Below are 22,414 nucleotides of genomic sequence, written 5' to 3'. Positions count from 1 at the left end.
CCGCTCGGCAGGAAAGTCACGATCCGGTGGTTCCCTCGCCGTCGGCGTCCGGCAGCGGTTCCACCGCGCCCGGGGAGGTGCGCACGGTGTGCAGCCGCTGGGCACACGTGATCAGGCTGGCCACCGCCAGCAGCCACATCGCCACGTGCAGCGCCCACGGCAGCGGGTACACCGGCAGATCGGACAATCCCGCCCCCACCAGCACGATGATCAGCCGTTCCGGGCGTTCGATGTAACCGCCGTCGCCGCGCAGGCCGCTGGCTTCGGCGCGGGCCTTGATGTAGGAGATCACCTGCGAGGTGACCAGGCAGATCAACGTCGCGACCACCAGCGGGGCGCTGTCCAAACCGAACGCCGCCCACCACGCCAGCCCGCAGAACACCGCTCCGTCACTGATCCGGTCGCAGGTCGCGTCCAGTACCGCGCCGAACGCACTGCCGCCGCCGCTTTCGCGCGCCATCGCCCCGTCGAGCATGTCGAAGTGCACGAAGAACCAGACCACCAGCGTGCCGGCGAACAGCTGACCGGTCGGAAACAGGGTCAGCGCCGCCAGCACCGCACCGGCGGTGCCCAGGATCGTGACGATGTCGGCGGTGAGCCCGGCCCGCAGGAAGGCCCGCGCCACCGGGGTGGTGATACCGGCGAACGTCGCCCGGGACAGGAAAGGCAGCCTGCTCATTGCTGTTTCGCCCACTCGTCGGCGAGCAGCCGGCGAGTGTCGCGCAGCAATTGCGGGATCACTTTGGAGCCGCCGACGATCGTGATGAAGTTCGCGTCGCCGCCCCAGCGCGGCACCACGTGTACGTGCAGGTGCTCGGCCAGTGACCCGCCGGCCGACTCGCCCAGGTTCAGCCCCACGTTGAACCCGTGCGGGCGCGACACCGCCTTGATCACCCGGATGGCTTTTTGAATAAACGCCATCAGCTCGGCGCCCTCGGGTTCGGTGAGGTCTTCGAACTCCGAGAACCGCCGGTAGGGCACCACCATCAGGTGGCCGGGGTTGTAGGGGTAGAGGTTGAGCACGGCGTAGACGTATTCACCACGCGCCACCACCAGCCCGTCTTCGTCGGACATGGTGGGGATGTCGGTGAACGGCCTGGTGGATCGCGCCGAGCCCGCTTCGGTGCGCTTGAGGGGCGCCTCGGCCAGGTAGGTCATCCGATACGGCGTCCACAGTCGCTCCAGCCGGTCGGCTTCACCGACGCCGGTGTCGATGATCCCCTGCTCGCCGCCCTCGTCGCCGGTCACTGGGTGCCGCCTACCTTCAGCGTGTCCGCGGTCGGCACGGTGTTGTCGCGGGCGGTGATCCAGCCGGCGATCGCGGCGACCGCCTCGTCGCGCGGCACGCCGTTGATCTGGGTGCGGTCGGCGAACCGGAAGCTGACCGCGCCGGCGTCGACGTCGCGGTCGCCGGCCAGCAGCATGAACGGCACCCTGGCATTGGTGTGGTTGACGATCTTCTTGGGCATCCGGTCGTCACTGGCGTCCACTTCGACCCGCACCCCACGGCTTCGTAGTTGTGCGGCAACCTCTTCCAGGTAGCCCACGTGCTGGTCGGCGACCGGGATGCCGACCACCTGCACCGGCGCCAGCCAGGCCGGGAACGCCCCGGCATAGTGCTCGGTCAGCACCCCGAAGAAACGCTCGATCGAGCCGAACAGCGCCCGGTGGATGAGCACCGGGCGCTGCCGGGTGCCGTCGGCCGCGGTGTACTCCAGCTCGAATCGGTCGGGCATGTTGAAGTCGAGCTGAATGGTGGACATCTGCCAGCTGCGGCCCAGCGCGTCTTTGACCTGCACCGAGATCTTCGGCCCGTAGAACGCCGCACCGCCCGGGTCGGGGACCAGGGTCAGCCCGGACGCCTCGGCGACCTCGCGCAGCGTCTCGGTGGCCTCCTCCCACACCTCGTCGGAGCCCACGTACTTCTCCGGGTCCTTGGTGGACAGCTCCAGGTAGTAGTCGTCCAGGCCGTAGTCGGAGAGCAGGTCGAGCACGAAGCGCAGCAGCGAGGCCAGCTCGTCGCGCATGCTCTCCCGGGTGCAATAGATGTGCGCGTCGTCCTGGGTCATGCCGCGGACCCGGGTCAGGCCGTGCACCACCCCGGAGCGTTCGTAGCGGTACACGCTGCCGAATTCGAAGAGCCGCAACGGAAGTTCACGGTATGAGCGCCCACGCGACCGGAAGATCAAATGATGCATGGGACAGTTCATCGGCTTGAGGTAGTAGTCCTGGCCGGGTTTGCGCAGGGATCCGTCCTCGGCGAACTCCGCGTCGATGTGCATCGGCGGGTACATGCCCTCGCGGTACCACTCCAGATGTCCGGAGGTCTCGTAGAGCTCGGACTTGGTGATGTGCGGGGTGTTGACGAACTGGTAGCCGGCCTCAATGTGCTTGCGCCGCGAGTAGTCCTCCAGCTCGCGGCGGATGATCCCGCCCTTGGGGTGGAAAACTGGTAGGCCCGAACCGATCTCGTCGGGGAAGCTGAACAGGTCGAGTTCGACACCGAGCTTGCGGTGGTCGCGGCGCAGGGCTTCCTCGATCAGTTCCAGGTGACGGTCCAGTGCCTCCTGGGACTCCCATGCGGTGCCGTAGACCCGTTGCAGGCTGGCGTTGTTCTGGTCGCCGCGCCAGTAGGCCGCCGAGGAGCGGGTGAGTTTGAACGCCGGGATGAACCGGGTGGTCGGGATGTGCGGGCCGCGGCACAAGTCGCCCCAAACCCGTTCCCGGGTACGGGGATTGAGGTTGTCGTAAGCGGTGAGCTCGTCGCCGCCGACCTCCATGATGTCGCTGTCGCCCGACTTGTCGTCGACCAGCTCCAGCTTGTACGGCTCGTTCGCGAGCTCGGCGCGGGCGGCGTCTTTGGACTCATAGACCCGCCGGGAAAACAACTGGCCGTCTTTGATGATGGCCCGCATCCGCTTCTCCAGCGCAGCCAGATCCTCCGGGGTGAAGGCTTCGGGGACGTCGAAGTCGTAGTAGAAGCCGTCGGTGATCGGCGGGCCGATGCCGAGCTTGGCGGCCGGGAACAGGTCTTGCACCGCCTGGGCCAGCACATGCGCGCACGAGTGCCGGATGACGCTGCGGCCGTCTTCGGTATCGGCGGCCACCGGGGTTGCTTCGGTGTCGGTGTCGGGAACCCAACCCAGGTCGCGCAGCTTGCCCTGCGCGTCGCGCACCACCACGATCGCATCCGGCGCGCCGCGGCTGGGCAGGCCCGCCGCGCGCACCGCATCGGCGGCGGTGGTGCCGGCAGGAACCCGGATCGGGGCGGGCTGTGCGGGCGCGCTCATGGCGTGGTCTCCAAGGGGATGCGAGGTGGTCGAAACGTCCGCGACCATGCTATCGGGGCTGTGGTGGCCGACCGTTGAGGGCATCTACGGCTGGCCGGGTTTGAGCACCACGAACAACGCCTCGCCGTCGGCCAGCAGCGTATCGCCGTCGCGCAGGGTGGTCTCGACGAAGATCTTGCGGCCCTCGGTCCGGCTGACCCACGCCTCGACCTGCAACTCCTTACCGATGGGCACGATGCTGCGGTAGTTGATGTGCAGATAGGCGGTGCGCTGGTAGGGCCCGCCGGTCAGCAGCCACGACGCGGTCCCGAGCACCGAGTCGAACAGCAGCCCGATGGCGCCGCCGTGGGCAGCGCCGTTGCGCCCCAGGTGGAACCGCCGGAATCGCGCCCAGCCGTGCAGCCGCCCGTCGTCGCCCTTCTTGAGCTTCATCGGCACCGGAAGCAGGTTGCCGCGCATCGGCAGGTCCAGCCGGCGCCCGGACGGCGACGCCCATTCGTCGGCGTCGTACGGGGCCAACAGGTCGCAGACTTCCTGCAGCGCGTCGGCGGCCCGGCTGATCACCGCGGCGGGGGCGTCGACGGCGCGGGCGTGGTCCTGCAGGTCACGCATCATCTCCAAGAACCGGCCGTAGTCCGACCCGCCCTTCTCGGTCGGCTCGGGCGGGTTGAACCCGCCGCCGGCATGTGGGAATTGCACGCGTCCTATTTAACGTTGACCCTGCGTCCAGGGCGCATCCCGCTCGCACTTTTGCGCCCTGGACGCAGGCTCAACCGCCTGGGAGGGTGGGCCGGTGGACTTGAGCGAGCTGCGTGACCTGCCGCTGACCTACGCGGAGGTGGGCGCCACCGCGGGGGCGCTGCCCGACGGGTATCAGCACCTGGAGCACACCGCCCCGATCGGCCGCGGCCGACAGCGCTTCGAGGAGGCCGGCGAAGCGGTGTTGCACTGGGGCATGCAGCGCGGGACCGGCTTGGGTGTGCGGGCGGACAGCGACGTCGCGCAGGTGGGCGCGACCGTGGTGGTGCGAATGGGGTTGTTGACCGCACCGTGCCGGGTCGTCTACGTGGTCTCGGAACCCGATCGGCGCGGCTTCGCCTACGGCACCCTGCCGGGACACCCCGGCTGCGGCGAGGAGTTGTTCGCGGTGCGCTACGACCCGGCCGATGACCTGGTCTATGCGCAGGTGCGATCGTTCTTCCGGCCGAACAAATGGTGGATCAGGGCGGGCGGGCCGGTGACATCGGCGGTCCAGCGCGTGATCGCCAAACGCTATCTGCGGGCGGTGTGACGCGACCGCGCCACGGACGGATCGGGTGACCGTGGCGCGGTCGCGAGTCGGTGCGGGCGGAGTGTCAGGTCAACTGGCGGGTGTGCACCGCCTGAGCCAGTCGGGCCAGCACTACCGCGGAGACCAGCAGACCGAAGTCGCGCAGCGCGACGTCGTAGTAGCCCGACAAGGTGAGCAGGTCGACGATGATGCCGGCCAGCCAGGCTGCCACCACCCAGGCGCCGATCCGCGGCGCGACCGCGACCAGGACACCGGCGACGATCTCGATAGCGCCGATCAGGTACATCGCCTGGTCGCCGTTGCCCGGCAGAATGTCATTGATCCAGCCGGCAAGGTACTTGTCCCAGTGACTCGGTCCCGCGCCGCCCGGCACGTGCGTCAGCAGGTTGAAGAATTTGTCCAGACCGAACAGGATCGGAGCGACCGTGAACAGGGTCCGCAGCACGAAGAACGCCTCGAACACCGGATCCTTCAACCGCTCCGAAACGGCAGGTGAACTCGCATGACCGGTGGCACTCATAACGCCCTCCTCAACTCTAACGGCTTATATTTTCTACGTTAGAACGGGTAGAATCTAACGTCAAGAGTTTCATCCGATAGAAGTTCACGAACTATGGCCAACCGCGACCGCGACGTGACGGGAATCGGCGCACTCGCCGATCCGGTCCGCCGCGAGCTGTACCGATTCGTCGCCGCCCAACCCGGCCCGGTCAGCCGCGACGAGGCTGCCGCGGCGACCGGTATCGCCCGCCACCAGGCCAAGTTCCATCTGGACCGGCTGGAGGCCGACGGCCTGCTGCAGAGTGACTACGCCCGGCTGACCGGCCGCTCCGGCCCCGGCGCGGGCCGCCCCTCGAAGCGCTACCGGCGCTCGCCTGACCAAATCGCCATCAGCTTGCCGCCGCGGGAGTACGAGCTGGCCGGCCGGCTGATGGCCGACGCGATCGCCGAATCCGCCCGCACCGGCACTCCGGCGATCGAGGTACTGCGCTCCCTGGCCCGCGACTTTGGCCGCGAACTCGGCAGCACCGCGACCGCGGGGCAGGCGCCGACCGACGCGATGGCCGCACTCGAGTTGGCCATCGGCGTGCTCGGCGAACACGGCTACGAACCCCGCGATGGTGACGGCGAGGTCTTCTTGGCCAACTGTCCGTTCCACGCGCTGGCCCAGGCCCAGACGGAGCTGGCCTGCACCATGAACCTCGCGTTGATCAGCGGCGTCAGCGAGGCACTGGAGCCGCACTGCCCGCAGACCCGGCTCTGCCCGGACCCGTCGCGCTGCTGCGTCGTGCTGCGTGCCGCAGCGGACCCCGATTAGGCCCAGCGCGCCAGCAGTTGCTTGGCCCCGGCGCACAACTCGTCGATGACCACGGCCACCGGACGGCTGTCGTGCAGCATCCCCACGCCCTGGCCCGCGTCGACCGGGGCGATGCGCTGATCGTCGGCGGCGATCCCGGCAGCCAGTTCCGCGCCGGCTTCGCTATCGCCGGCCAGCGTCTCCTCTCGGCCCGCCCAGCGGCCCACGAACTCATTGCGCAATACCCGCGAAGGGAAGCGCGTCGGCCAATCCAGCCGCTGGCCGACGTCGAACACCCGGGTGCTGACGGTGTCGGTGCCGGCGGCCGCGATCAGGGCGCGCCGGGCGCCGTCGCCGGTCAACGCCTCGGGGCAAGCCGACAGGCAGGTGCCCAGCCAGGCGCCGGCCGCGCCGGCCGCCAGCACCGCGGCCAAGCTGCGCGGCGAGGCGATCCCCCCGGCGGCCAGCACCGGTACCGCCACGGCGTCCAGCACGGCATCGAGCAGGGGCAGCGTGGCCAGCCGGATCTCGCCGTGCCCCCCGCCTTCGGCGCCGCGGGCCACCACCAGGTCCAGCCCGGCGTCGGCTGCACGGCGGGCGGTCTCGGCGTCATAGACCTGGGTGGCGGCTGGTATTCCGGCGGCGTGGGCGCGCTGCACCCAGGACAGGTCGTCGCCGAAGCTCACCGAGAGCAGCGCCGGGCGCGCTGCCAGGGCGGCATCGAGCAGCTCCGGCTGATCGCGGATCACCCAGTCCACCAAGCCGATTCCGAACCGCGCCGGCCCGGCCAGGGCCAGCTCGCCGGCCAGTGATTCCGCCGTGGCGGTACTGCCCATGCCGATCATGCCCAGCCCGCCCGCGGCGGTGACCGCAGCGGCCAGCCGCCCACCGGCCACCCCGCCCATCGGGGCGTTGAGAATGGGCAGCTGCAGACCGGCCCGCTTCGACCAGGGTGTGCTCAGCGGCACGCTCAGTGGGATGCGCTCTTGGCGACCGTCAGCAGCACCACCGAGTCCTCCAGCGACTCCAGCGCGTGGCGGGTGCGCGGCAGAATGACGAGCTCGCCTGCCGAGCCCTCCCAGGCGTCGTCGCCGGCGGTCAGCCGGACCCGGCCACGCAGCACCTGCAGGGTCGACTCCCCCGGGCTGTCGTGTTCGGCCAGCGACTGGCCGACCTGCAGGGCAACCAGGGTCTGGCGCAGATGATGCACCGAGCCGCCGTAGACGGTGTGGGCCGCGCGCCCGCTGTGATGCTGCTTGGCCTCGGCGAGCTTCTCGTCGGCCAACGCGGTCAGGGAGGTCGATTCCATCGGTAGTCCTTCTCACTCGTCGGGTCGGTTAGCGGGTCGAACGGCTCAGCGAGACAGCAACAGAATGCCCAGTGGCACCAGTGCGGCGACCTTGATCACCTCCAGGCCGACGTAGGCGTAGTGAGCACGGGAACGAGGCGCCTCCAGCCCCGACAGCACCTGGTCGGCGCGGCGGCTCAGGCGCGGCCGCACGGCCAGCATCTGGGTGAACAACATAGCCACGGCGACCACGAACGCCACGACGGTGCCGGCGCTCGGGCGCTCGATCGCGAACGCGACCGCGATGGCCGCGGCCAGAACGAACTCGACGGCATTGAGGGCCCGAAACACCAACCGGCCGATCCCCAGGCAGACCGGGATCGTCGCGTTGGGCGCGCGGAACTTCAGCGGTGCTTCCATGAACGAGATCGCGACCACCATGCCCAGCCACAGAAATGTCGCGGCGACCGCGACGGCGGAGGCAGCGCTCACCCGGTCGGCCCTTCCACTCGCACCGGCAGCGCGGGCGACTGCTCGATCCGAGCCCCGTTCGGGGCCGGCCTGGGCGCATCGGCGTCCACCGACTTCAGATGCGCCACACACAGATCGGGCTTGGCGAACGAGTCGAGGCGGTCGACCGTCACCGGTGCGTTCCAGGCCTCCAGCGCACCCTGCATCAGGCCCAGGTGGATCGGGCAGACCACCTCGGTGGAGGTTTCGGCGAGCTCGAGGAACGGGCAGTGGCGCAGACCGAGCTGCTTGTCGCCGACGCCGTCGGGCTCGAGCTGCTCGGGCTGGAATCCCAACTCGTCGAGCATGTCGACCAGATGGTCGGTCGACTCCTCGGCGTCGACGGGCTCGGCCGGGCCATGCAGCGGCCGCAGTCGCCGCCCCCATGCCCGGCCGGCCGCCAGCGCCTTGGCGCCGGGGTCCTGGTCGGCGGCCAGGCCGATGGTGAGGATCTCGGCGAGGAGCCGGAACCGGCGCGTGCCACCACGGTCCATCTGCCGGATCGCCCGGAACATCAGCGCCGGACGGCCCCGGCCCTTGTGGTCGGGTTCGGTGTGTTCGACGCGGCCTTCTTCCACCAACGTGTCCAGGTGGAAACGCACGGTGTTGGGGTGCACGCCCAGCTCGTCGGCGATCTGGGCGATGCTCAGCGGCTCGTCAGCGGCCTGCACCAGCCGAAGTACGTCAAGACGACGTCCTCCAGGTGGCCCGGCCGGTTTGGCGATGTCGCTCACTCCCCCTGGGGCGGGTAACTGGCCACCAGCGGAGTGTCGACGCCGAGCGCGCCGACCTTGGCGGCGCCGCCTGGCGAGCCGAGCGCTTCATCGCGGCCGGGCAGCGCCTCGGTGAAGAACTCCGCGTTGTCGGCCAGGTGGGGTTGCAACTCGTCCGGGAGGTCATCCTCGTAGTAGATGGCCTCGACCGGGCATACCGGCTCGCAGGCACCGCAGTCCACACATTCATCCGGATGGATGTAGAGGGCTCGCCCGCCTTCGTAGATGCAGTCGACGGGGCACTCCTCCACGCAGGCCCGGTCCATCACGTCAACGCACGGCTTCCCGATCACATATGCCATGCGCGAGAGTTTACACAAGGGATTTTGTAGAAACTAGAAGGGCGGACCTAAATGTCGCCCGCGGATTTCCGCCCTCGGCACGTGCCCGCGATGGCCCGGATGCCGTCACGAAACATATTGCGCAGCAATGCGTTCCGAGACAGCTTCATCACTCAGACGGTCGGCACCGCGCTCGCCTGCGCCGCGGCCCAGCGGTAGTCGGCCTTGCCGGACGGCGAGCGCTGCACACGCGCGCAGAACACCACATCCTTGGGCAGTTTGTAGCGCGCGATGTAGCGGGCCGCCTCGGCGACGATGTCCTCGGCCGTGGCCTCGGCGCCCTCGGCCAGCTGCACCACGGCGACCACCTCGTTGCCCCAGCGCCGGCTGGGCCGGCCCACCACGACGACGTCGTAGACGGCGGGATGGTGCGCGACGGCGGCTTCGACCTCCTCGGCGAAGATCTTTTCGCCCCCGGAGTTGATCGTCACCGAGTCGCGCCCGAGCAGCTCGATGCCGCCGTCGGCATCCCAGCGGGCTCGATCCCCGGGGACCGAATGCCGGATGCCTTCGATGACGGGGAAGGTCCGTGCGCTCTTCTCCGGATCGCCCAGGTATCCCAGCGGCACATAGCCCTGCTGAGCCAGCCAGCCGATCTCGTCGTCGCCGGGCCGCAGGATGCGGCTCATGTCCTCGCTGACCACGACCGCGCCGGGATTCGGGGTGAACCGGCCAGTAGAGGCCTGGCCGCGGCGGGTGGTCTGGCCCATCTGCGCGCCGGTCTCCGAGGAGCCGCCGGCGTCGAGGATCGACAGCTGCGGAAGCAGGTCCAGGATCCGCTGCTTGAGTGGGGCGGTCAGCGGGGCACCGTCGCTGGCCAGCACGAACAGGCTCGACAGGTCATAGTGGCCGTTCTCCAGGGCGTCGGCGAGTGGCCTGGCGAAGGCGTCGCCGACGATCGAGAGCGAGATGACGCGCTCCCGGGCCGCCAGTTCCCAGGTCGCGGCCGGGTCGAACCGGTCGGTGGTCGCCGACATCACGAACGGCCGGCCGCCGAGCACCGTGATGAACGCGGCCCACTGGGCGGCGCCGTGCATCAGCGGCGCCACCGTCATCGACCCCGGCCCGCCGGCCCGCGTGCGTTCGACGACCTCCGCCAGGCTGGCGGGAATGGCGCCGGTGCCGAACTCCCGGCCACCCATCGCGTTGATGAAGATGTCGTGCTGGCGCCAGAGCACACCTTTGGGCATGCCGGTGGTGCCGCCGGTGTAGAGCACGTAGAGGTCGTCGGCGGATAGCGGCAGGTTCAGCGGTTCATCGGAAGCGGTTGCGAGCAACTCCTCGTAGCGCAGCGCGCCGGGCAGTGGGTCGTTGCCGGAGTCGTCGTCGATGTGGATGAGCAGCATCGCCGGCAGCTGGTCGCCGGCTTGGGCCAGCGCTTCGGCCAGCGTGGGGGCGAACCGCGCGTGGTACATGATCGCCTCGGCCGAGGCGTCGGCCAGCAGGTAGACCAGTTCGTCGGCCACATAGCGGTAGTTGACGTTGAAGGGGGCGACGCGGGCGTGGTAGGCGCCCAGCATGCCTTCCAGGTATTCGTTGCCGTTGGCCAGATACAGCGCGAGATGGCTCTGTCCGGATTCATGGGCGGCCAATTCCGAACGCTCCCGGCGCGCACCCAGGCCCCGTTCGTGCAGCACGTGCGCCAACCGGCGGGCACGGTCCTCGATCTGGGCGTAGCTGCACCGCCGGTCGCCGAACACCACGCAGTCCCGGTCTCCGATGGCCGACGCCACCGCCGAGAACACCTGGGCGAGGTTGAATTCCACTGCCACTCCTCGATTCGACCTCCGTATGCGCCCGGATAACGCTACAAGGTGACGCGCTATTGGCCCGACCATGGTCTGGGCGGGCGCATCCGGCCAGCGTCAGGCATGCTTAGCCGCATGTCGGTGGATGTCCTGCTGCAGTCGATCCCGCCCCTGGCGGTCTATTTGCTCGTCGGCGGGGTGATCGGGATCGAGAGCCTCGGCATCCCCTTGCCCGGTGAAGTGATGTTGGTCGGGGCCGCGCTGCTGTCGTCGCGCCATGACCTGGCGGTCGACCCGGCCGGGGTCGCGGGGGCGGCGATCGTCGGCGCGGTGATCGGCGATTCGATCGGCTATTCGATCGGGCGGCGCTTCGGCATGCCGCTCTTCGACCGCCTGGGTGCACGGTTTCCCAACCACTTCGGCCCCGGTCACATCGCCTACGCAGAACACCTGTTCGCCCGCTGGGGCACCAGCGCCGTGTTCTTCGGCCGGTTCGTCGCACTGTTGCGCATCCTGGCCGGGCCGCTGGCCGGGGCACTGAAGATGCGCTACCCACAGTTCCTCGTCGCCAACGTGACCGGCGCGATCTGCTGGGCCGGCGGCACCACCGCCCTGGTCTACTACGCCGGGATGGCCGCCGAGCACTGGCTGTCCCGGTTCTCCTGGGTCGCGTTGCTGGTGGCGATCCTCGGCGGTGTCATCGGCACGATCGCGCTGCGGGGACGCGTCGGTGCTCGGATCGCCGAGCTGGAGGCCCAACATCGTCACGAAGCGGACTCCGTTCAAGAACTCGCCGAATAGGGGTTGTCGCCGCAGCATCGGCGGAGCATGGTGGAAGGGGACCGGCGGCGCCGCCGGGGCGTCGCCACCGATCGATCAGCCGGAGGCCGATATGTTCGCGCGCGCAACCACAATTCACGCCCATCCGTCATTCCTCGATGAGGGGATCACTCACGTTCGCGGCGTGGTGATGCCGACCCTGGCCGATGAGGACGGCTGCGCGGGAATGTCGATGCTGGTCGACCGCGACGCCGGCCGGTGCATCGTGACGTCGTCCTGGCTGGACGAGGACACCCTGCGCGCCAGCGAGGACAGTGCCCAGCAGCTGTGCGACCGCGCCAGAGAGATCTTCCACGCCACCGCCGAGATCACCCGCTGGGAGGTCGCCGCGGTACGCCGCGACTACCGGTCCCGGCGCCACGCAGGTGTGCGGGTCACCTGGTTGCGGACCGATCCGGCCAGGTGCGAGCGGATGATCGACACCTACAAGCTGGCGCTGATGCCCGAGATGGCCGACCTCGACGGCTTCTGCAGCACCACCCTGCTGGTGGACCGGAGCTCGGGGCGCGCGGTGTCGTCGATCAGCTTCGACGACCGTGCGGCGATGGTGGCCAGCCGCAGCGGTGAGCAGGCCATCTGGGCCAGGGCCGTCAACGACGCCGGCGCCGAGGTCCTCGAGGTCGCCGAGTTCGACCTGGCGATCGCGCACTTGAATGTGCCCGAGATGGCCTGAGCGCCGCTAGCCGTAGTAGGCGACGCCCCACGTGGGGTGTGCTTCGGCGAGCAGCAGGTGTTGCAACGGCTTACGCGAGACGACGCGGTAGGGGGACCGCAGGTTAACCTTTGCTCGCGGCGCGTTGCCGCCTTTGCTAGGAGGTATCACCCATGCGGTCTTTCAGCGTGTCCGTGGTCGTGACGGTAGCCGCCATGGTCGGTTGCCCCGGCGTGGCTGTGGCGGCCCCGAAGGATTACTGCGCCGAGCTCCAAGGTGGCAATGCCGGCCGCACGTGTGAGATCCAGCTCTCCGACCCCGGGTACAAGGTCGACATCAGCATTCCGCTGAACTACCCGGACCAGAAGTCGGTCGCCGAGTACGTCGCCCAGACACGCGACGCGTTCCTCAACTCGGCCAAGTCTGGCGCGCCTCGCAGCACACCGTACGAGTTGAGCATCAAGCCGACGGAATACACCTCGTCGATTCCCCCGCGCGGCACGCAAGCGGTGGTGTTCACAGTGAACAAAAACGTCGGCGGGGCGCAGCCACAGACGACGTACAAGGCGTTCAACTGGGACCAGACCTACCGCAAGGCGATCACCTACGCGGCTGCACCGGACGACAAAGAACACACCCCGTTGTGGCAGGTGGACGATCCGCTGAAGACCGTCGCCCCGATCGTCCAAGCTGACCTGCAGCAGCAGCTGGCACCGCCGCCCGCAGAACCGGGAGAGTCGGCTACGGCCACGTCCACCACGGCGCCGCCACCGTTGCCGTTCGCGCAAACCGCGTTGTACGACCCCGCCAACTATCAGAATTTCGCAGTGGTCAACGACGGGGTGATTTTCTTTTTCGACCAGGGCGTGTTGTTGCCCGCTTCAGCCGGGGCCTTACACGTGCTGGTACCCCGGTCGGCGATCGACCCGATGATCGCCTGACACCTGCGCAGCGCGAGGGGTCCCGAGCCACGCGCTCTTCGAACTCACACCGCACCGCCCGAAACGACGTTCGGTTCGTGACGGGGCTCGACGTGTCACCTTCAGGCCAGGGCCGTGCCGCCTGCACTGCCATTATGAAAGAAATTCAGTACACTTTGATGTCATGAACGCACAGTTCGCCGCCATGAGCCCCGGTAAGGCTCTGGACGCGATCCCGAGCGGGAGGTTTGTTCATGTCAACGACCTACCGGGTTCGCCTACCGCTAAGAGCTGCGCGCTGTCCCGTGCGCGGAAGGCCGGCAAGATATTGCCGATCCGCAACGGTCTGTACTTCAAGGGAGTGAAAACGCGTTATGGAATGACGCGGCCGTCAGCGGAAGACATCGCGGCCCAAGTGCTCGGCTCTAAGGGGGTTGGACCCACCGGCGTTGCCGCGGCGAAAGCGCTCGGTTTAACCACCCAGGTCCCTGCGCGAACGGCTCTCACCATCGCGGGCCCCGTTCCGACGTCAGTCCCCGGTGTCAAAATCTCCAAGCGCAACAACATGCGCCGGCGCGACCTCACCTACCTCGAGATCGCGCTGATCGAGTTACTGCGAGGCGATTGGGAACGAACCGTTGACCACGGCTGGCCGGCACTGGTGTCAGCGGCCGATGCCGCGGTCCGGGACGGCAAGGTCAATATCGAACTGGTCGGCGACGCGGTTCGCGGCGAACGTTCGCCGGCGGCTAGGGAAAACTACTACCGGCTCGTTGGCGAGCTTTCGTCGTGCGATCTTCACGTCTGATGGCCCTGTTGAGGGAGAGCGCTGACGAGTTGCAAGCTCTGATCGGCGCGACCGCTTCCGCACGCGGCCTTGCTTTGGACTTCGTCGAGAAAGACTTTTGGCTGACCGAGGTTCTGCGCGCCGCAACCATTCCGCAAGTTGTCGTCGCGAAGGATGGCAGCCAGCACGCCGTGCGCACGATATTCAAGGGCGGGACAAGTTTGAGTCGCGTCTACGGTCTGATCGAAAGGTTCTCAGAAGACGTCGACCTTCTTGTGGGCTTCCCCGCGGCCGCCGACGTGAGTTTGAGCGCGAAAGACAAAGTGCTCAAACGGATCCGCGATGCGGTGACCCGACATCTCAACCTTGATCAGTCCGGCGTCATAGCAGAGGCTTCGACGACCGGTGTCAAGCGCAACGTCCGCTACCAATATCCGATATCTCGCGCGTCTGGTCATGCAGCGCTGAGTTCGGGTGTGCTCCTGGAAATGGGCTCCCGAGGCGGTAAACACCCGACACAGCAACACGGCATACAGTCGATGGCTGCTGAGTACGCCATCGGCGAACTCCGCGAATCGTCCTCGGAATGGGAAGAATTCGCGCCCGTCTCCGTGGAGGTGTTGGCTCCCGAGCGAACGCTCCTTGAGAAGCTCGCGCTCTTGCACGACGGGGTGAGCCGATATCCGGATGAGACAGCCCGGGGCCGTCTTCTCAAGGCAGGACGCCATCTTTACGACGTTCAGCGGCTCCTCGCCAACGAGGAATTGATCGGAGCACTCGCAGCGCTCGGCCGAGATGGCGTGGGCGCATTATGCGCAGACGTCGACAAGCACAGCAAAGACGCGGGTTTCAGCTACACGCCCCGCCCTGCCAAGGGGTACGGCGACAGTCCGCTACTCGATATGCCGGTGGCATGTCGGGCAGTGCTGGAGCGCGGCTACGAAACGGCGATGGAGTTGGTATACGGATTCCGGCCGAGCTTCGCCGACTGCCTCCAAGCCATTCGCGTTCACGCGGCCCTGCTGTGACGGCGCGGACGAGACCCGACTCAATCAGGCCTCGCGCCATCGCCATTCGCGGCAGCTTCCAGGGCTGCGGCCACCGCTTCGAACTCCACCAGCGCGGCGGTGAGATCCTCCACGATCTCGCGGGCGATCACCTCGGGTGCCGGCAGGTTGTCGGCATCCTCGAGTGAGGCATCCCGCAGCCAGGTGATGTCGAGGTTGACCTTGTCCCGGGCGATCAGTTCGTCGTAGCCGAACGGCTTCCATCGCTCCGACTCGACCCGTTCGTCGCGCGGCTTGCCGTGCAGGTAGCTGTCGACGAACTCATCGAGGTGGCCACGGCGTAGCGGGTTCTGCTTGAGGGTGAAGTGCTGGTTGGTGCGCAGGTCATAGACCCACAGCTTGGTAGTCCACGGCCGCTCGGAGGCCGGCTTCTTGTCGAAGAACAACACATTGGCCTTCACGCCCTGGGCGTAGAAGATTCCGGTGGGCAACCGCAGCATGGTGTGCAGGTCGAAGTCGGCTAACAGCTTGCGCCGCAGCACCTCCCCCGCGCCACCTTCGAACAGCACATTGTCCGGCAGCACGACGGCGGCGCGGCCGTTGATGTCGAGGATGGTCATGATGTGCTGTAGAAAGTTGAGCTGCTTGTTGCTGGTGGTGACGACGAAGTCCTGCCGTTCGATTTCGATGTCCTCGCGGACCTCGCGGCCGTCGGCACCGACCATCGTCAGTGAGGATTTGCGGCCGAACGGCGGATTGGACAACACGACCGACCACCGCTTGCCGGGGTCGGCGACCAGGGCGTCGCGCACCTCGATCAGCGAATCGCCATCGGCGGTGCCGATACCGTGTAGCAGCAAGTTCATCGCGGCCAGCCGCGCGGTTCCATCGACCAGCTCGTAGCCGGTGACGAAGTCGTCGCGCAGGTGCGTGCGCTGGGTCGGAGTCAGATTCTGTGCGTCGGCCGCGGCGTGTTCGTGGGCGACCAGCAGGAAGCCGCCGGTGCCGCAGGCCGGGTCGACGACGGTGTCGGTCGGTGTCGGGTCGATGACGTCGACGATCGCCCGGATCAGATCACGCGGGGTGAAATACTGGCCCGCGCCTGATCCTTTGTCCGAGGCGCCCTTGGCCAGCAGCGCTTCGTAGGCGTCGCCCTTGAGGTCGGTGCCGGAGGCTGACCAGTTCTCCTTATCGATCAGATCGACGATCAGGCGTTTGAGCTTCGCAGGGTCTTGAATCCGGTTCTGCGCCTTGCGAAAAATAGTGCCGAGTGTGCCGGGCTGCTGGGCGAGTCCGACCAGGATTTTGGTATAGGTGACTTCGAGGTCGGTGCCCTCGGCGTCGAGGAGTTTCTGCCAGGAGTATTCGGCGGGCACGATCTGCTGCGGATTGAGTGCGCGGGTGGCCCGCTCGTGGGCCATCTTCAAAAACAACAGGTAGGTGAGCTGTTCGGTGTACTCGATGACGCCGACGCCGTCGTCGCGCAGCACATTGCAGTAGCTCCAGAGCTTGTCGACCAGGCGACGAGAATCAGACGTGCGCGTGGTGCCAGAGTCACCATTGTCGATCGCCATACGGCCGCCTCTTCCTAGAATGTAATGCTTGCAACGCGCACGACGACTGATGCGCGCGTATTCTCGCTGAGGTAAGCCCCGGACGAGGCCGCACCCGCGGTCGCCGCGCCGGGGCAATCCCTTTGCTTCGGCACATCGCCACGTCCCTGCTGACCGTCCAGCGCTACGGGCACTACTCGACCCCGCGGCTTTCCCACTCGCCGAATATCCCTTCCGGCGAAATCCATTCACGGCGGCCGTTGCAGGACCGCCCCAGCGCGACGGCGCCGGCGGTGGAGGGGGAGAAAAATACAATGTTGCGGGTCAGGCGACCGTGCCCGCTCTCGACCGCGATGGCGCCGCTGGCGAGCAGCTGCCCATGCTGAGCTCGATAGGAGGCGTAGGCCTTCACGGTGCTGTCGGCCTTGCCGACACCGTGCCAGGATCCGACCACGAGTGAGCCCGCCAGCATGGTGAACTCCCCGTCGATCTGCTGGGCTTGGGCGTCGACGCCGAATTTGGCATGGCGAAGTGTGAAGACCGGTGATTCGGCCGCTTCAGGGGACGCAGGGGCCACGGACTTCGGCTCAGGGACCCGGATCGCGTTGACCCCGAGAACGGGCAGGACGATCTGAAGCTGGGCGACGAAGTAGTCCATGTCGGAGGCGTCGGCCTCCGGAAGCGCCGGGACCGGGGGCACAGTGCCGTTGTCCAGGCTGACCCGACCGGCACGTATTGCCAGCTCAATCAGCCGCGACTCCAGGTAGCGGCCGTGAGCTTTGGTCAGGTTGGCATCCTTCGACGTGATGACGACAACCCGATCGAACTCCCTGTCGCGCTGATGCTTCCGCAGCCGCTCGGCGACGATGTCGGTCTCACCGATGTAGCACCGGACGCCACCGACGGCGGCCTCGTCATCGCGCAGCAACATGTAGGCGCCAGTGCGTTGAGCCTCATCGCGGTTGAGCAGGTCCGCCAAGTCCGAACGGCTGGCCCGCAACACATGGCCGGTCCAGTTGGTGATCTCCGCCGTCGTCAATCCACCCGGAGTGCCGTCGACCAGAAAGAGCTTGATCTGCTTGCCACTCATGCGGTGATTGTCTCTTCCACCTGCGACAAGTCAGGTGCTGCGCTGGTCAGTCGGCCGGAAAAGGCTGCAGCAAGCAACGAGCGGCGCAGTGCCGACGACCTGGCAAGTGCCCGATTCCGCGCCTGCGCAACGACAGCAAGAGCGTCACGGGACTCCCGCACGCGAGCAACTACGGCCATCTGCTGCTGGACCGACGTGATGGGGATATTCACGCCGCCCAGGTCTTTCTGATTTATCTTGTAGATCCCAGCGGTGGTCTTTGCGGATGCTTCGATCTGTCGACGGACAACGACCGAGTTCCAAACCAATGCGAGATAGTCGGGGTCGAGCTGTTCGCTATCGGGGCGTGCGCGGATCAACGTGTCTGGAAAAGCAACCGGGTCCGGTTCGTCAGTTACGAGCCCGCCCAGTCCCACCAACCGCAGGCTGCCATTTCCCCGCGAGATTAGAAAATCGCCGCGCTCGATAAGAAACCGGGATGCATCTGATTTAGTCCACGCACCATCCTTTCGTGCACTCAAGTCGATCTTTCCTTCACGGAGTGCCGTGAGGCGCAGGACCGGGAAACCACCGGCTTGGGTTGGAACAGAACGACCGTTGGCAAGTCCTGACCGCAATGTGCTCGCGAACGGCACTGCGGCCGTGTCGACCCCGGCAAGTGCCGCATCGAGTAGCCGACCATGGAGAACCACCTGTCGGGACTCCGCCGAACTCAAGTACGACTCCGCAGCGTCCAGGCGTGAGAGGTGATCTTCGAGAAGGCCGACGATGCGACGCTGCTCAGGAAGCGACGGCAAAGGAACGGGAATCTGCCGAATCGCCTTCAATCCGAGCCTTGGCCGGCCGACACCGTGGCGGTGCTCCTTAGCCCAACACCGGGCCTCGGGGCGCTGCAGCGCATAAAGCACCCACCGAGGGTCGACCTGGTCGCCAAGCCGCACACGGATGCAATCCGCCTTCACAATGGCAGGTCCCAGCGTCGCAGGAGCGAGGCATGCGCGAGGCAGTACGTCGCCCAATGATGCCACCAACAAGTCGCCCGCCTGTACCTCGTGCGCCCGGAGAGATTCGAAATGCTCGCCCGAAATGTGCGCCTTGCTATCGACAAAATAGCCATCACCGATATTTTGAAGTCGGACAACTCTCGGGCCCGACAGTGTATAGTGACGGCGGGCAAGATTCGATCCGAATGGCCCATCGGTGATCGCCCTGGGCTCCTGGGATTTCAAGTCTTCCAATGCGACGACTGGCCAGCTCACGCAGTCAACTCCGCGTTCAACTCCTCAATCAACTCCCCGGCCCGCTCCCCCAAATCCCTTATCGCACCGTCGGTTCCGCCTCGTTCGGTGAACGGCGCGTCGTCGAGGTCTTCGACCCGTATGCCCGCCGAGTTGGCGATCACCGACACCATCCGGTCCAGCCACCAGCGCTCGGTATCGCTGAACACCACACCGGCCTGTTGCTGTTGAGCCAGCCACGCCACGTACTTCTCGCGCACCCGCTCAGCGTAGGGAACGAGTTCGTCGTCGACGCCGATGGTGTAGCGGATCAGCGACACCAGGTCGGTGAGCGTATGCCTGGCGCAAGGCTGGACCTTGGATGCGTCAATCGCCGCGTAGGCATCCCAGAGTATGTCGGGTGTCCAGTTGTGCGGCGGCCGCGCGATCCGCACCGCAAGCCCCTGCAGGTAGCCGAAATCGATGCGCTGCTCAGCGGCCTCGTAGGCAAGCTGGATCGCGGTGATTTCATTACGGTGCTCATCGAGGTAGGCCCGCCACGACTCGACGATCGAGCGGGCCCGCTCGGTGTCGACCACCCCGCCGGCTTCGATGAGTTCATCGCGACTGACCTCGTCGATTACCCGGTCATGGGCGCGGCGCAGTTCCAAAATCCGGTTGCGCAGGGCGGGTTTTGACGCGATCGGCTCGATGGCGGCCTGGATTGCCTCGGGCGAGGTGGTGGCCGGTTCGACCGCGTCGACCAATGTCCGGATGATGTCGCGCACCGGTCCGCCGGCTACCTCGTCGAGTTCGTGACGCTCGGTGTCGGTGAGGTCGAGTTCGAGTTTGGCCAGCCGGGAGGCCAGCGTGGCCGCTTCGTCTTCGGTCAGCGTCAGGGTTGCCGCCTTGCCCAGCAGCTTCTTCAGGCTGACCGACTTCTGCCGGTTCAGTGGCGGCTCGACGAAGGGGTGTTCGGTGACACCGATGGCATCGACGATGACGAAGCGGGTCTTGGTCTCCGCATCGGGTGTGACGGCCTGAAAATCGGCGGGCGCAATCGTGCGCGCACCACGGCCCTTCATCTGCTCGAAGTATTGGGCGGAGCGCACATCACGCATGAAGAACACACATTCCAGTGGTTTGACGTCGGTACCGGTGGCGATCATGTCGACGGTGACCGCGATCCGCAGTGCGGGGCTAGTCCGCAGCGCCTGCAGATGTCCTTTGGGGTCGCGGGCGGTGTAGGTAATTTTGGCTGCGAAATCGTTGCCCTTGCCGAAGACCTGGCGGACCTGGGTGACGATCTCCTCGGCGTGGTTGTCGTCCTTGGCGAAGATCAACGTCTTGGGCACCGTGGAGCGGCCCGGGAAGATCTCGGTGAACAGGCGGTCCCGGAAGGCCTCCAAGACGGTGCGGATCTGGTCGGTGGTGGTGACCTGGCGATCGAGGTCGCTTTTGCCGTATTCCAGGTCCTCCTCAAGCGTTTCCAGGCGTTGCTCTCGGGTGCGCCGGTCCACTTTCGGCACGATGGTTCCGGCCTCGATCGTCGAGCCTTCTCCGCTGATCTTGGTGCGGATGCGGTAGATGTCGAAGTCGACGTTGACACGGTCGGCGACCGACTGGGGGTAGGTGTATTCCGATACTAGGTTCTGGCGGAAGAACCCGAAGGTCTGCTTACCCGGGGTGGCGGTCAAGCCGACGATGTGGGCGTCGAAGTACTCCAGGACACCACGCCACACGCCGTAGATGCTGCGGTGCGCCTCGTCGACGATCACGACGTCGAAGGTCTCCGGCGGTAGCGCGGCGCTGTAGGAGACGGTGACCGGGACGTCCGGGGTGTACTCGTCGAGGTCGGGGTCCTCTGTGTCGCTGACCTCGCCGTCGTTGAGGAATTTGTAGACCCGTTGGATAGTGGAGATCGCCACCTTGGTCGAGCCCAGCAGCCCGGCGCTGGATAGCTTGGCGACGTTGTAGAGCTCGGTGAAACGACGGCCGTCATCCGGGGTCCGGTAATTCTGGAACTCCGCCAATGTCTGATCGGCGAGGTTATTGCGGTCGACCAGGAACAGAATTCGGTTGAAGCCACCGTGTTTGAGCAGTCGATACGCCTCGGTGACTGCGGTATACGTCTTCCCCGCCCCGGTCGCCATCTGCACCAGAGAGCGGTCGTATTGTTGTGCGGCGAGGCTATTTTCGATTCCGTTGATGGCGGTGATCTGCGCGGGGCGCAGTGGGGCGGTCTCGAGGGCCGGGAGGTCGCGCACCTTGGCGCGCCACGTCGGCTGCTCAGGCGAGGCTTCCGCGTCGCGCAATATGCGGCCCAGGGTCGCCGGCTGCGGGACGTTGAAAATCAGCCGCGCCCGTGGCGCCGGGTCGAAGCCGTTGGTGAAATGGGTTTCCACGCCCGACGCCTCGAACACGAACGGCAGCCGGCCGTCCTTCGTCTTGGCAGCCAGGCGCACCTCGGGCGGCAGGCCGTCGGCGTACATCGCCGATTGCCACTCCACACCCGACAGTGGTGTGCCCATGGGTTTGGCCTCGATGACGCCGACGACGGCCTTGTCCACGTACAGCAGGTAGTCGACCCGGCCGTGCCCGGGTTTCATGATGGCTTCGCGGACGGCGATGCCCTGCCCGGCGAAGAGATTCAGGTCTTTTCTGTCTTGCACCTGCCAGCCCGCTTGGGTGAGCTGCTGGTCGATAAGCACCCGGGCGCGCGCCTCTGCGGGAAGGCGGCTGGCATCGTCGTCATCACCCATGGCGCGGTGAACATTACCGAGGCCCACCGAACGTCGGCCAGGAATCGCTCTGCCGTCACCAAAATCCGCCAGGGCAGCGACACAGAGAGGTGACCAAGGAAAGCCGCGACCGACAGTAATCTCTGCCTATGAACACCCGAATTCGTCGCGTACGCGTGTGCCCGGCCCGGTCGCACCCAGGCTGGTGACTGGAGTGACTTTCACCGTCGATCGCGCGGCGTCCACGCGAAAAAGAAAGAAGCTGGAGCAATACTTCGGCGACAAGATCTGGAACGTCAACGATGGCTTCGTGTGCCTGTCCAAGGACATGTGCAGTGCCTCAGCAATGAAGAAGCCAGGGACGGCATTTTACGAAGGCCAAGGTCAAATGGTGGGCCCATGCTTTGACGTATTCGTCGACGGTGTACCGCTGCGCGTGCTGGTTGTTCCGATCGAGTTCGGATCAACCAGCACGGGTGTGACGGTGGCCGAACGCAGCGACCACGTCGCCCTGGTGGCCGCAAAAAAGCCATTTCGGAAACTTAACCCACACATGCGAGGCGTGACGTTCACCCTCCAGCTCGCCTTCGGCCTACCGGCCGGTGAATCGGAATCGGTCCACCTTCCTCTGGCGAAGGGCCGAGCTCCGCATCTGTTCGAGGCCTATGCGATGGTCAACATGCTTTGGTGCACCGCCGTGAAGAAGGACACCATGTCGTCTCGGTCGACAGGGATGATGCGGGCGTCATGCGCCAGACACATGAGGGCAACTATCGACATTCTCAAACCCACCCTGATCATTTCACAAGGAACCGTCCTCGATGAGACGCTGCGCGCCAGCCTCGGCGTTAGGGAACCTGTCAACGCGAACATCGCGCACTGCGAACTCGACTCAAATCAGTTCGTTTGGGCGTCGCTGCGGCACCCGACGCTCAACTGGCATTCGACCAAGTATCCGTACTTCAGCGAAGTCGTTGAGCCGACCATTAAGACTGCACGCGGCCTGGCACTCGAGGTGGCCACGTCGTCCGCCGGAATCGGCCGCCACACGACCGCGTGACCTGCGCGA

Annotated in this window: 23 protein-coding genes; 8 read left to right on the top strand and 15 right to left on the bottom strand. The window is 66.5% G+C overall.

Features of this window, described 5'->3' with window-relative positions; all coding sequences use genetic code 11:
* Nucleotides 1–16: 16 nt before the first annotated feature.
* The 4 genes from pgsA to AC5Y31_RS03485 form a co-directional block, all read right to left on the bottom strand.
* The gene (gene pgsA, locus AC5Y31_RS03500; RefSeq protein ID WP_301635187.1) at nucleotides 17–679 is read right to left on the bottom strand and encodes a phosphatidylinositol phosphate synthase; all 663 of its coding nucleotides are present in this window, start codon (nucleotides 677–679) and stop codon (nucleotides 17–19) included.
* Nucleotides 676–1,248 carry an ATP adenylyltransferase gene (locus tag AC5Y31_RS03495; protein ID WP_499978035.1) on the bottom strand — a complete coding sequence of 191 codons (573 nt, stop codon included), beginning with the start codon at nucleotides 1,246–1,248 and terminating at the stop codon, nucleotides 676–678. Before AC5Y31_RS03495 ends, pgsA begins: the two co-directional genes overlap by 4 nt.
* The gene (gene thrS / locus AC5Y31_RS03490; protein WP_499978034.1) at nucleotides 1,245–3,290 is read right to left on the bottom strand and encodes a threonine--tRNA ligase; all 2,046 of its coding nucleotides are present in this window, start codon (nucleotides 3,288–3,290) and stop codon (nucleotides 1,245–1,247) included. The genes AC5Y31_RS03495 and thrS overlap by 4 nt, the downstream gene beginning before the upstream one ends.
* An 84-nt stretch (nucleotides 3,291–3,374) precedes the next feature.
* Nucleotides 3,375–3,998, bottom strand: a complete 624-nt coding sequence (locus AC5Y31_RS03485) for a PaaI family thioesterase (RefSeq protein ID WP_499978134.1) — start codon at nucleotides 3,996–3,998, stop codon at nucleotides 3,375–3,377.
* Nucleotides 3,999–4,083: 85 nt separating this feature from the next.
* Here AC5Y31_RS03485 and AC5Y31_RS03480 point away from each other — a divergent pair, with 85 nt between their 5' ends.
* Nucleotides 4,084–4,581, top strand: a complete 498-nt coding sequence (locus AC5Y31_RS03480) for a DUF1990 domain-containing protein (protein WP_499978032.1) — start codon at nucleotides 4,084–4,086, stop codon at nucleotides 4,579–4,581.
* Nucleotides 4,582–4,645: 64 nt separating this feature from the next.
* On the opposite strand, the gene AC5Y31_RS03475 is transcribed toward AC5Y31_RS03480, so the two are convergent.
* Nucleotides 4,646–5,101, bottom strand: a complete 456-nt coding sequence (locus AC5Y31_RS03475; RefSeq protein ID WP_065023170.1) for a DoxX family membrane protein — start codon at nucleotides 5,099–5,101, stop codon at nucleotides 4,646–4,648.
* Nucleotides 5,102–5,194: 93 nt separating this feature from the next.
* Here AC5Y31_RS03475 and AC5Y31_RS03470 point away from each other — a divergent pair, with 93 nt between their 5' ends.
* Entirely contained in the window at nucleotides 5,195–5,899 is a 705-nt protein-coding gene (locus tag AC5Y31_RS03470; protein ID WP_499978031.1) for a helix-turn-helix transcriptional regulator, read from the top strand.
* Here the strand turns inward: AC5Y31_RS03470 and AC5Y31_RS03465 are convergent.
* From AC5Y31_RS03465 to AC5Y31_RS03440, 6 genes are all read right to left on the bottom strand, one after another.
* Nucleotides 5,896–6,783 (bottom strand): NAD(P)H-dependent flavin oxidoreductase, encoded by an 888-nt coding sequence (locus AC5Y31_RS03465; RefSeq protein ID WP_499978132.1) that lies wholly within the window; start codon nucleotides 6,781–6,783, stop codon nucleotides 5,896–5,898. The two genes, AC5Y31_RS03470 and AC5Y31_RS03465, sit on opposite strands and share 4 nt — an antisense overlap.
* A 65-nt stretch (nucleotides 6,784–6,848) precedes the next feature.
* On the bottom strand, nucleotides 6,849–7,187 hold the full coding sequence (locus AC5Y31_RS03460; RefSeq protein WP_499978029.1) for a cupin domain-containing protein: 339 nt from the start codon (nucleotides 7,185–7,187) through the stop codon (nucleotides 6,849–6,851).
* A gap of 45 nt (nucleotides 7,188–7,232) precedes the next feature.
* A complete protein-coding gene (locus AC5Y31_RS03455; protein WP_301635177.1) occupies nucleotides 7,233–7,658 on the bottom strand; it encodes a hypothetical protein in 426 nt (141 codons plus the stop codon).
* Entirely contained in the window at nucleotides 7,655–8,410 is a 756-nt protein-coding gene (locus AC5Y31_RS03450) for a helix-turn-helix transcriptional regulator (RefSeq protein ID WP_065023166.1), read from the bottom strand. Before AC5Y31_RS03450 ends, AC5Y31_RS03455 begins: the two co-directional genes overlap by 4 nt.
* Nucleotides 8,407–8,751 carry a ferredoxin gene (gene fdxA / locus AC5Y31_RS03445; RefSeq protein WP_064920404.1) on the bottom strand — a complete coding sequence of 115 codons (345 nt, stop codon included), beginning with the start codon at nucleotides 8,749–8,751 and terminating at the stop codon, nucleotides 8,407–8,409. The genes AC5Y31_RS03450 and fdxA overlap by 4 nt, the downstream gene beginning before the upstream one ends.
* Nucleotides 8,752–8,903: 152 nt before the next feature.
* Nucleotides 8,904–10,556 carry an acyl-CoA synthetase gene (locus AC5Y31_RS03440; protein WP_499978027.1) on the bottom strand — a complete coding sequence of 551 codons (1,653 nt, stop codon included), beginning with the start codon at nucleotides 10,554–10,556 and terminating at the stop codon, nucleotides 8,904–8,906.
* Between the two features lie 117 nt (nucleotides 10,557–10,673).
* Here AC5Y31_RS03440 and AC5Y31_RS03435 point away from each other — a divergent pair, with 117 nt between their 5' ends.
* From AC5Y31_RS03435 to AC5Y31_RS03415, 5 genes are all read left to right on the top strand, one after another.
* On the top strand, nucleotides 10,674–11,339 hold the full coding sequence (locus AC5Y31_RS03435; protein WP_499978026.1) for a DedA family protein: 666 nt from the start codon (nucleotides 10,674–10,676) through the stop codon (nucleotides 11,337–11,339).
* Between the two features lie 91 nt (nucleotides 11,340–11,430).
* Nucleotides 11,431–12,051: an antibiotic biosynthesis monooxygenase gene (locus AC5Y31_RS03430; RefSeq protein WP_065023163.1), complete on the top strand. Its 621-nt coding sequence runs from the start codon at nucleotides 11,431–11,433 to the stop codon at nucleotides 12,049–12,051.
* 152 nt (nucleotides 12,052–12,203) lie between these two features.
* Entirely contained in the window at nucleotides 12,204–12,971 is a 768-nt protein-coding gene (locus AC5Y31_RS03425) for an esterase (protein ID WP_499978023.1), read from the top strand.
* 163 nt (nucleotides 12,972–13,134) lie between these two features.
* A complete protein-coding gene (locus AC5Y31_RS03420) occupies nucleotides 13,135–13,758 on the top strand; it encodes a DUF6088 family protein (protein WP_499978021.1) in 624 nt (207 codons plus the stop codon).
* On the top strand, nucleotides 13,758–14,765 hold the full coding sequence (locus AC5Y31_RS03415; RefSeq protein ID WP_499978019.1) for a nucleotidyl transferase AbiEii/AbiGii toxin family protein: 1,008 nt from the start codon (nucleotides 13,758–13,760) through the stop codon (nucleotides 14,763–14,765). Before AC5Y31_RS03420 ends, AC5Y31_RS03415 begins: the two co-directional genes overlap by 1 nt.
* 20 nt (nucleotides 14,766–14,785) lie before the next feature.
* On the opposite strand, the gene AC5Y31_RS03410 is transcribed toward AC5Y31_RS03415, so the two are convergent.
* From AC5Y31_RS03410 to AC5Y31_RS03395, 4 genes are all read right to left on the bottom strand, one after another.
* On the bottom strand, nucleotides 14,786–16,318 hold the full coding sequence (locus tag AC5Y31_RS03410; RefSeq protein WP_499978017.1) for a type I restriction-modification system subunit M: 1,533 nt from the start codon (nucleotides 16,316–16,318) through the stop codon (nucleotides 14,786–14,788).
* A gap of 172 nt (nucleotides 16,319–16,490) precedes the next feature.
* Nucleotides 16,491–17,387: a GIY-YIG nuclease family protein gene (locus AC5Y31_RS03405; protein ID WP_499978016.1), complete on the bottom strand. Its 897-nt coding sequence runs from the start codon at nucleotides 17,385–17,387 to the stop codon at nucleotides 16,491–16,493.
* Nucleotides 17,384–18,646 (bottom strand): restriction endonuclease subunit S, encoded by a 1,263-nt coding sequence (locus AC5Y31_RS03400; protein ID WP_499978015.1) that lies wholly within the window; start codon nucleotides 18,644–18,646, stop codon nucleotides 17,384–17,386. Before AC5Y31_RS03400 ends, AC5Y31_RS03405 begins: the two co-directional genes overlap by 4 nt.
* A complete protein-coding gene (locus AC5Y31_RS03395) occupies nucleotides 18,643–21,366 on the bottom strand; it encodes a type I restriction endonuclease subunit R (RefSeq protein ID WP_499978012.1) in 2,724 nt (907 codons plus the stop codon). The genes AC5Y31_RS03400 and AC5Y31_RS03395 overlap by 4 nt, the downstream gene beginning before the upstream one ends.
* A gap of 193 nt (nucleotides 21,367–21,559) precedes the next feature.
* Between AC5Y31_RS03395 and AC5Y31_RS03390 the strand changes: the two genes are divergently transcribed.
* On the top strand, nucleotides 21,560–22,405 hold the full coding sequence (locus tag AC5Y31_RS03390) for a hypothetical protein (RefSeq protein WP_499978010.1): 846 nt from the start codon (nucleotides 21,560–21,562) through the stop codon (nucleotides 22,403–22,405).
* The last annotated feature ends 9 nt before the right edge of the window (nucleotides 22,406–22,414 follow it).

Source organism: Mycobacterium sp. NGS18, assembly GCF_059813185.1.
This window is presented reverse-complemented; position numbering and strand designations above follow the sequence as displayed.

Excerpts from the sequence above, each read along its gene's own strand:
- AC5Y31_RS03470 (WP_499978031.1), top strand. The coding sequence starts at position 5,195 with ATGGCCAACCGCGACCGCGACGTGACGGGAATCGGCGCACTCGCCGAT.
- pgsA (WP_301635187.1), bottom strand. The coding sequence starts at position 679 with ATGAGCAGGCTGCCTTTCCTGTCCCGGGCGACGTTCGCCGGTATCACC.
- AC5Y31_RS03425 (WP_499978023.1), top strand. The coding sequence starts at position 12,204 with ATGCGGTCTTTCAGCGTGTCCGTGGTCGTGACGGTAGCCGCCATGGTC.
- AC5Y31_RS03475 (WP_065023170.1), bottom strand. The coding sequence starts at position 5,101 with ATGAGTGCCACCGGTCATGCGAGTTCACCTGCCGTTTCGGAGCGGTTG.
- AC5Y31_RS03405 (WP_499978016.1), bottom strand. The coding sequence starts at position 17,387 with ATGAGTGGCAAGCAGATCAAGCTCTTTCTGGTCGACGGCACTCCGGGT.
- AC5Y31_RS03435 (WP_499978026.1), top strand. The coding sequence starts at position 10,674 with ATGTCGGTGGATGTCCTGCTGCAGTCGATCCCGCCCCTGGCGGTCTAT.
- AC5Y31_RS03460 (WP_499978029.1), bottom strand. The coding sequence starts at position 7,187 with ATGGAATCGACCTCCCTGACCGCGTTGGCCGACGAGAAGCTCGCCGAG.
- AC5Y31_RS03415 (WP_499978019.1), top strand. The coding sequence starts at position 13,758 with ATGGCCCTGTTGAGGGAGAGCGCTGACGAGTTGCAAGCTCTGATCGGC.
- AC5Y31_RS03465 (WP_499978132.1), bottom strand. The coding sequence starts at position 6,783 with ATGGGCGGGGTGGCCGGTGGGCGGCTGGCCGCTGCGGTCACCGCCGCG.
- AC5Y31_RS03420 (WP_499978021.1), top strand. The coding sequence starts at position 13,135 with ATGAACGCACAGTTCGCCGCCATGAGCCCCGGTAAGGCTCTGGACGCG.
- thrS (WP_499978034.1), bottom strand. The coding sequence starts at position 3,290 with ATGAGCGCGCCCGCACAGCCCGCCCCGATCCGGGTTCCTGCCGGCACC.
- AC5Y31_RS03410 (WP_499978017.1), bottom strand. The coding sequence starts at position 16,318 with ATGGCGATCGACAATGGTGACTCTGGCACCACGCGCACGTCTGATTCT.
- AC5Y31_RS03395 (WP_499978012.1), bottom strand. The coding sequence starts at position 21,366 with ATGGGTGATGACGACGATGCCAGCCGCCTTCCCGCAGAGGCGCGCGCC.
- AC5Y31_RS03430 (WP_065023163.1), top strand. The coding sequence starts at position 11,431 with ATGTTCGCGCGCGCAACCACAATTCACGCCCATCCGTCATTCCTCGAT.
- fdxA (WP_064920404.1), bottom strand. The coding sequence starts at position 8,751 with ATGGCATATGTGATCGGGAAGCCGTGCGTTGACGTGATGGACCGGGCC.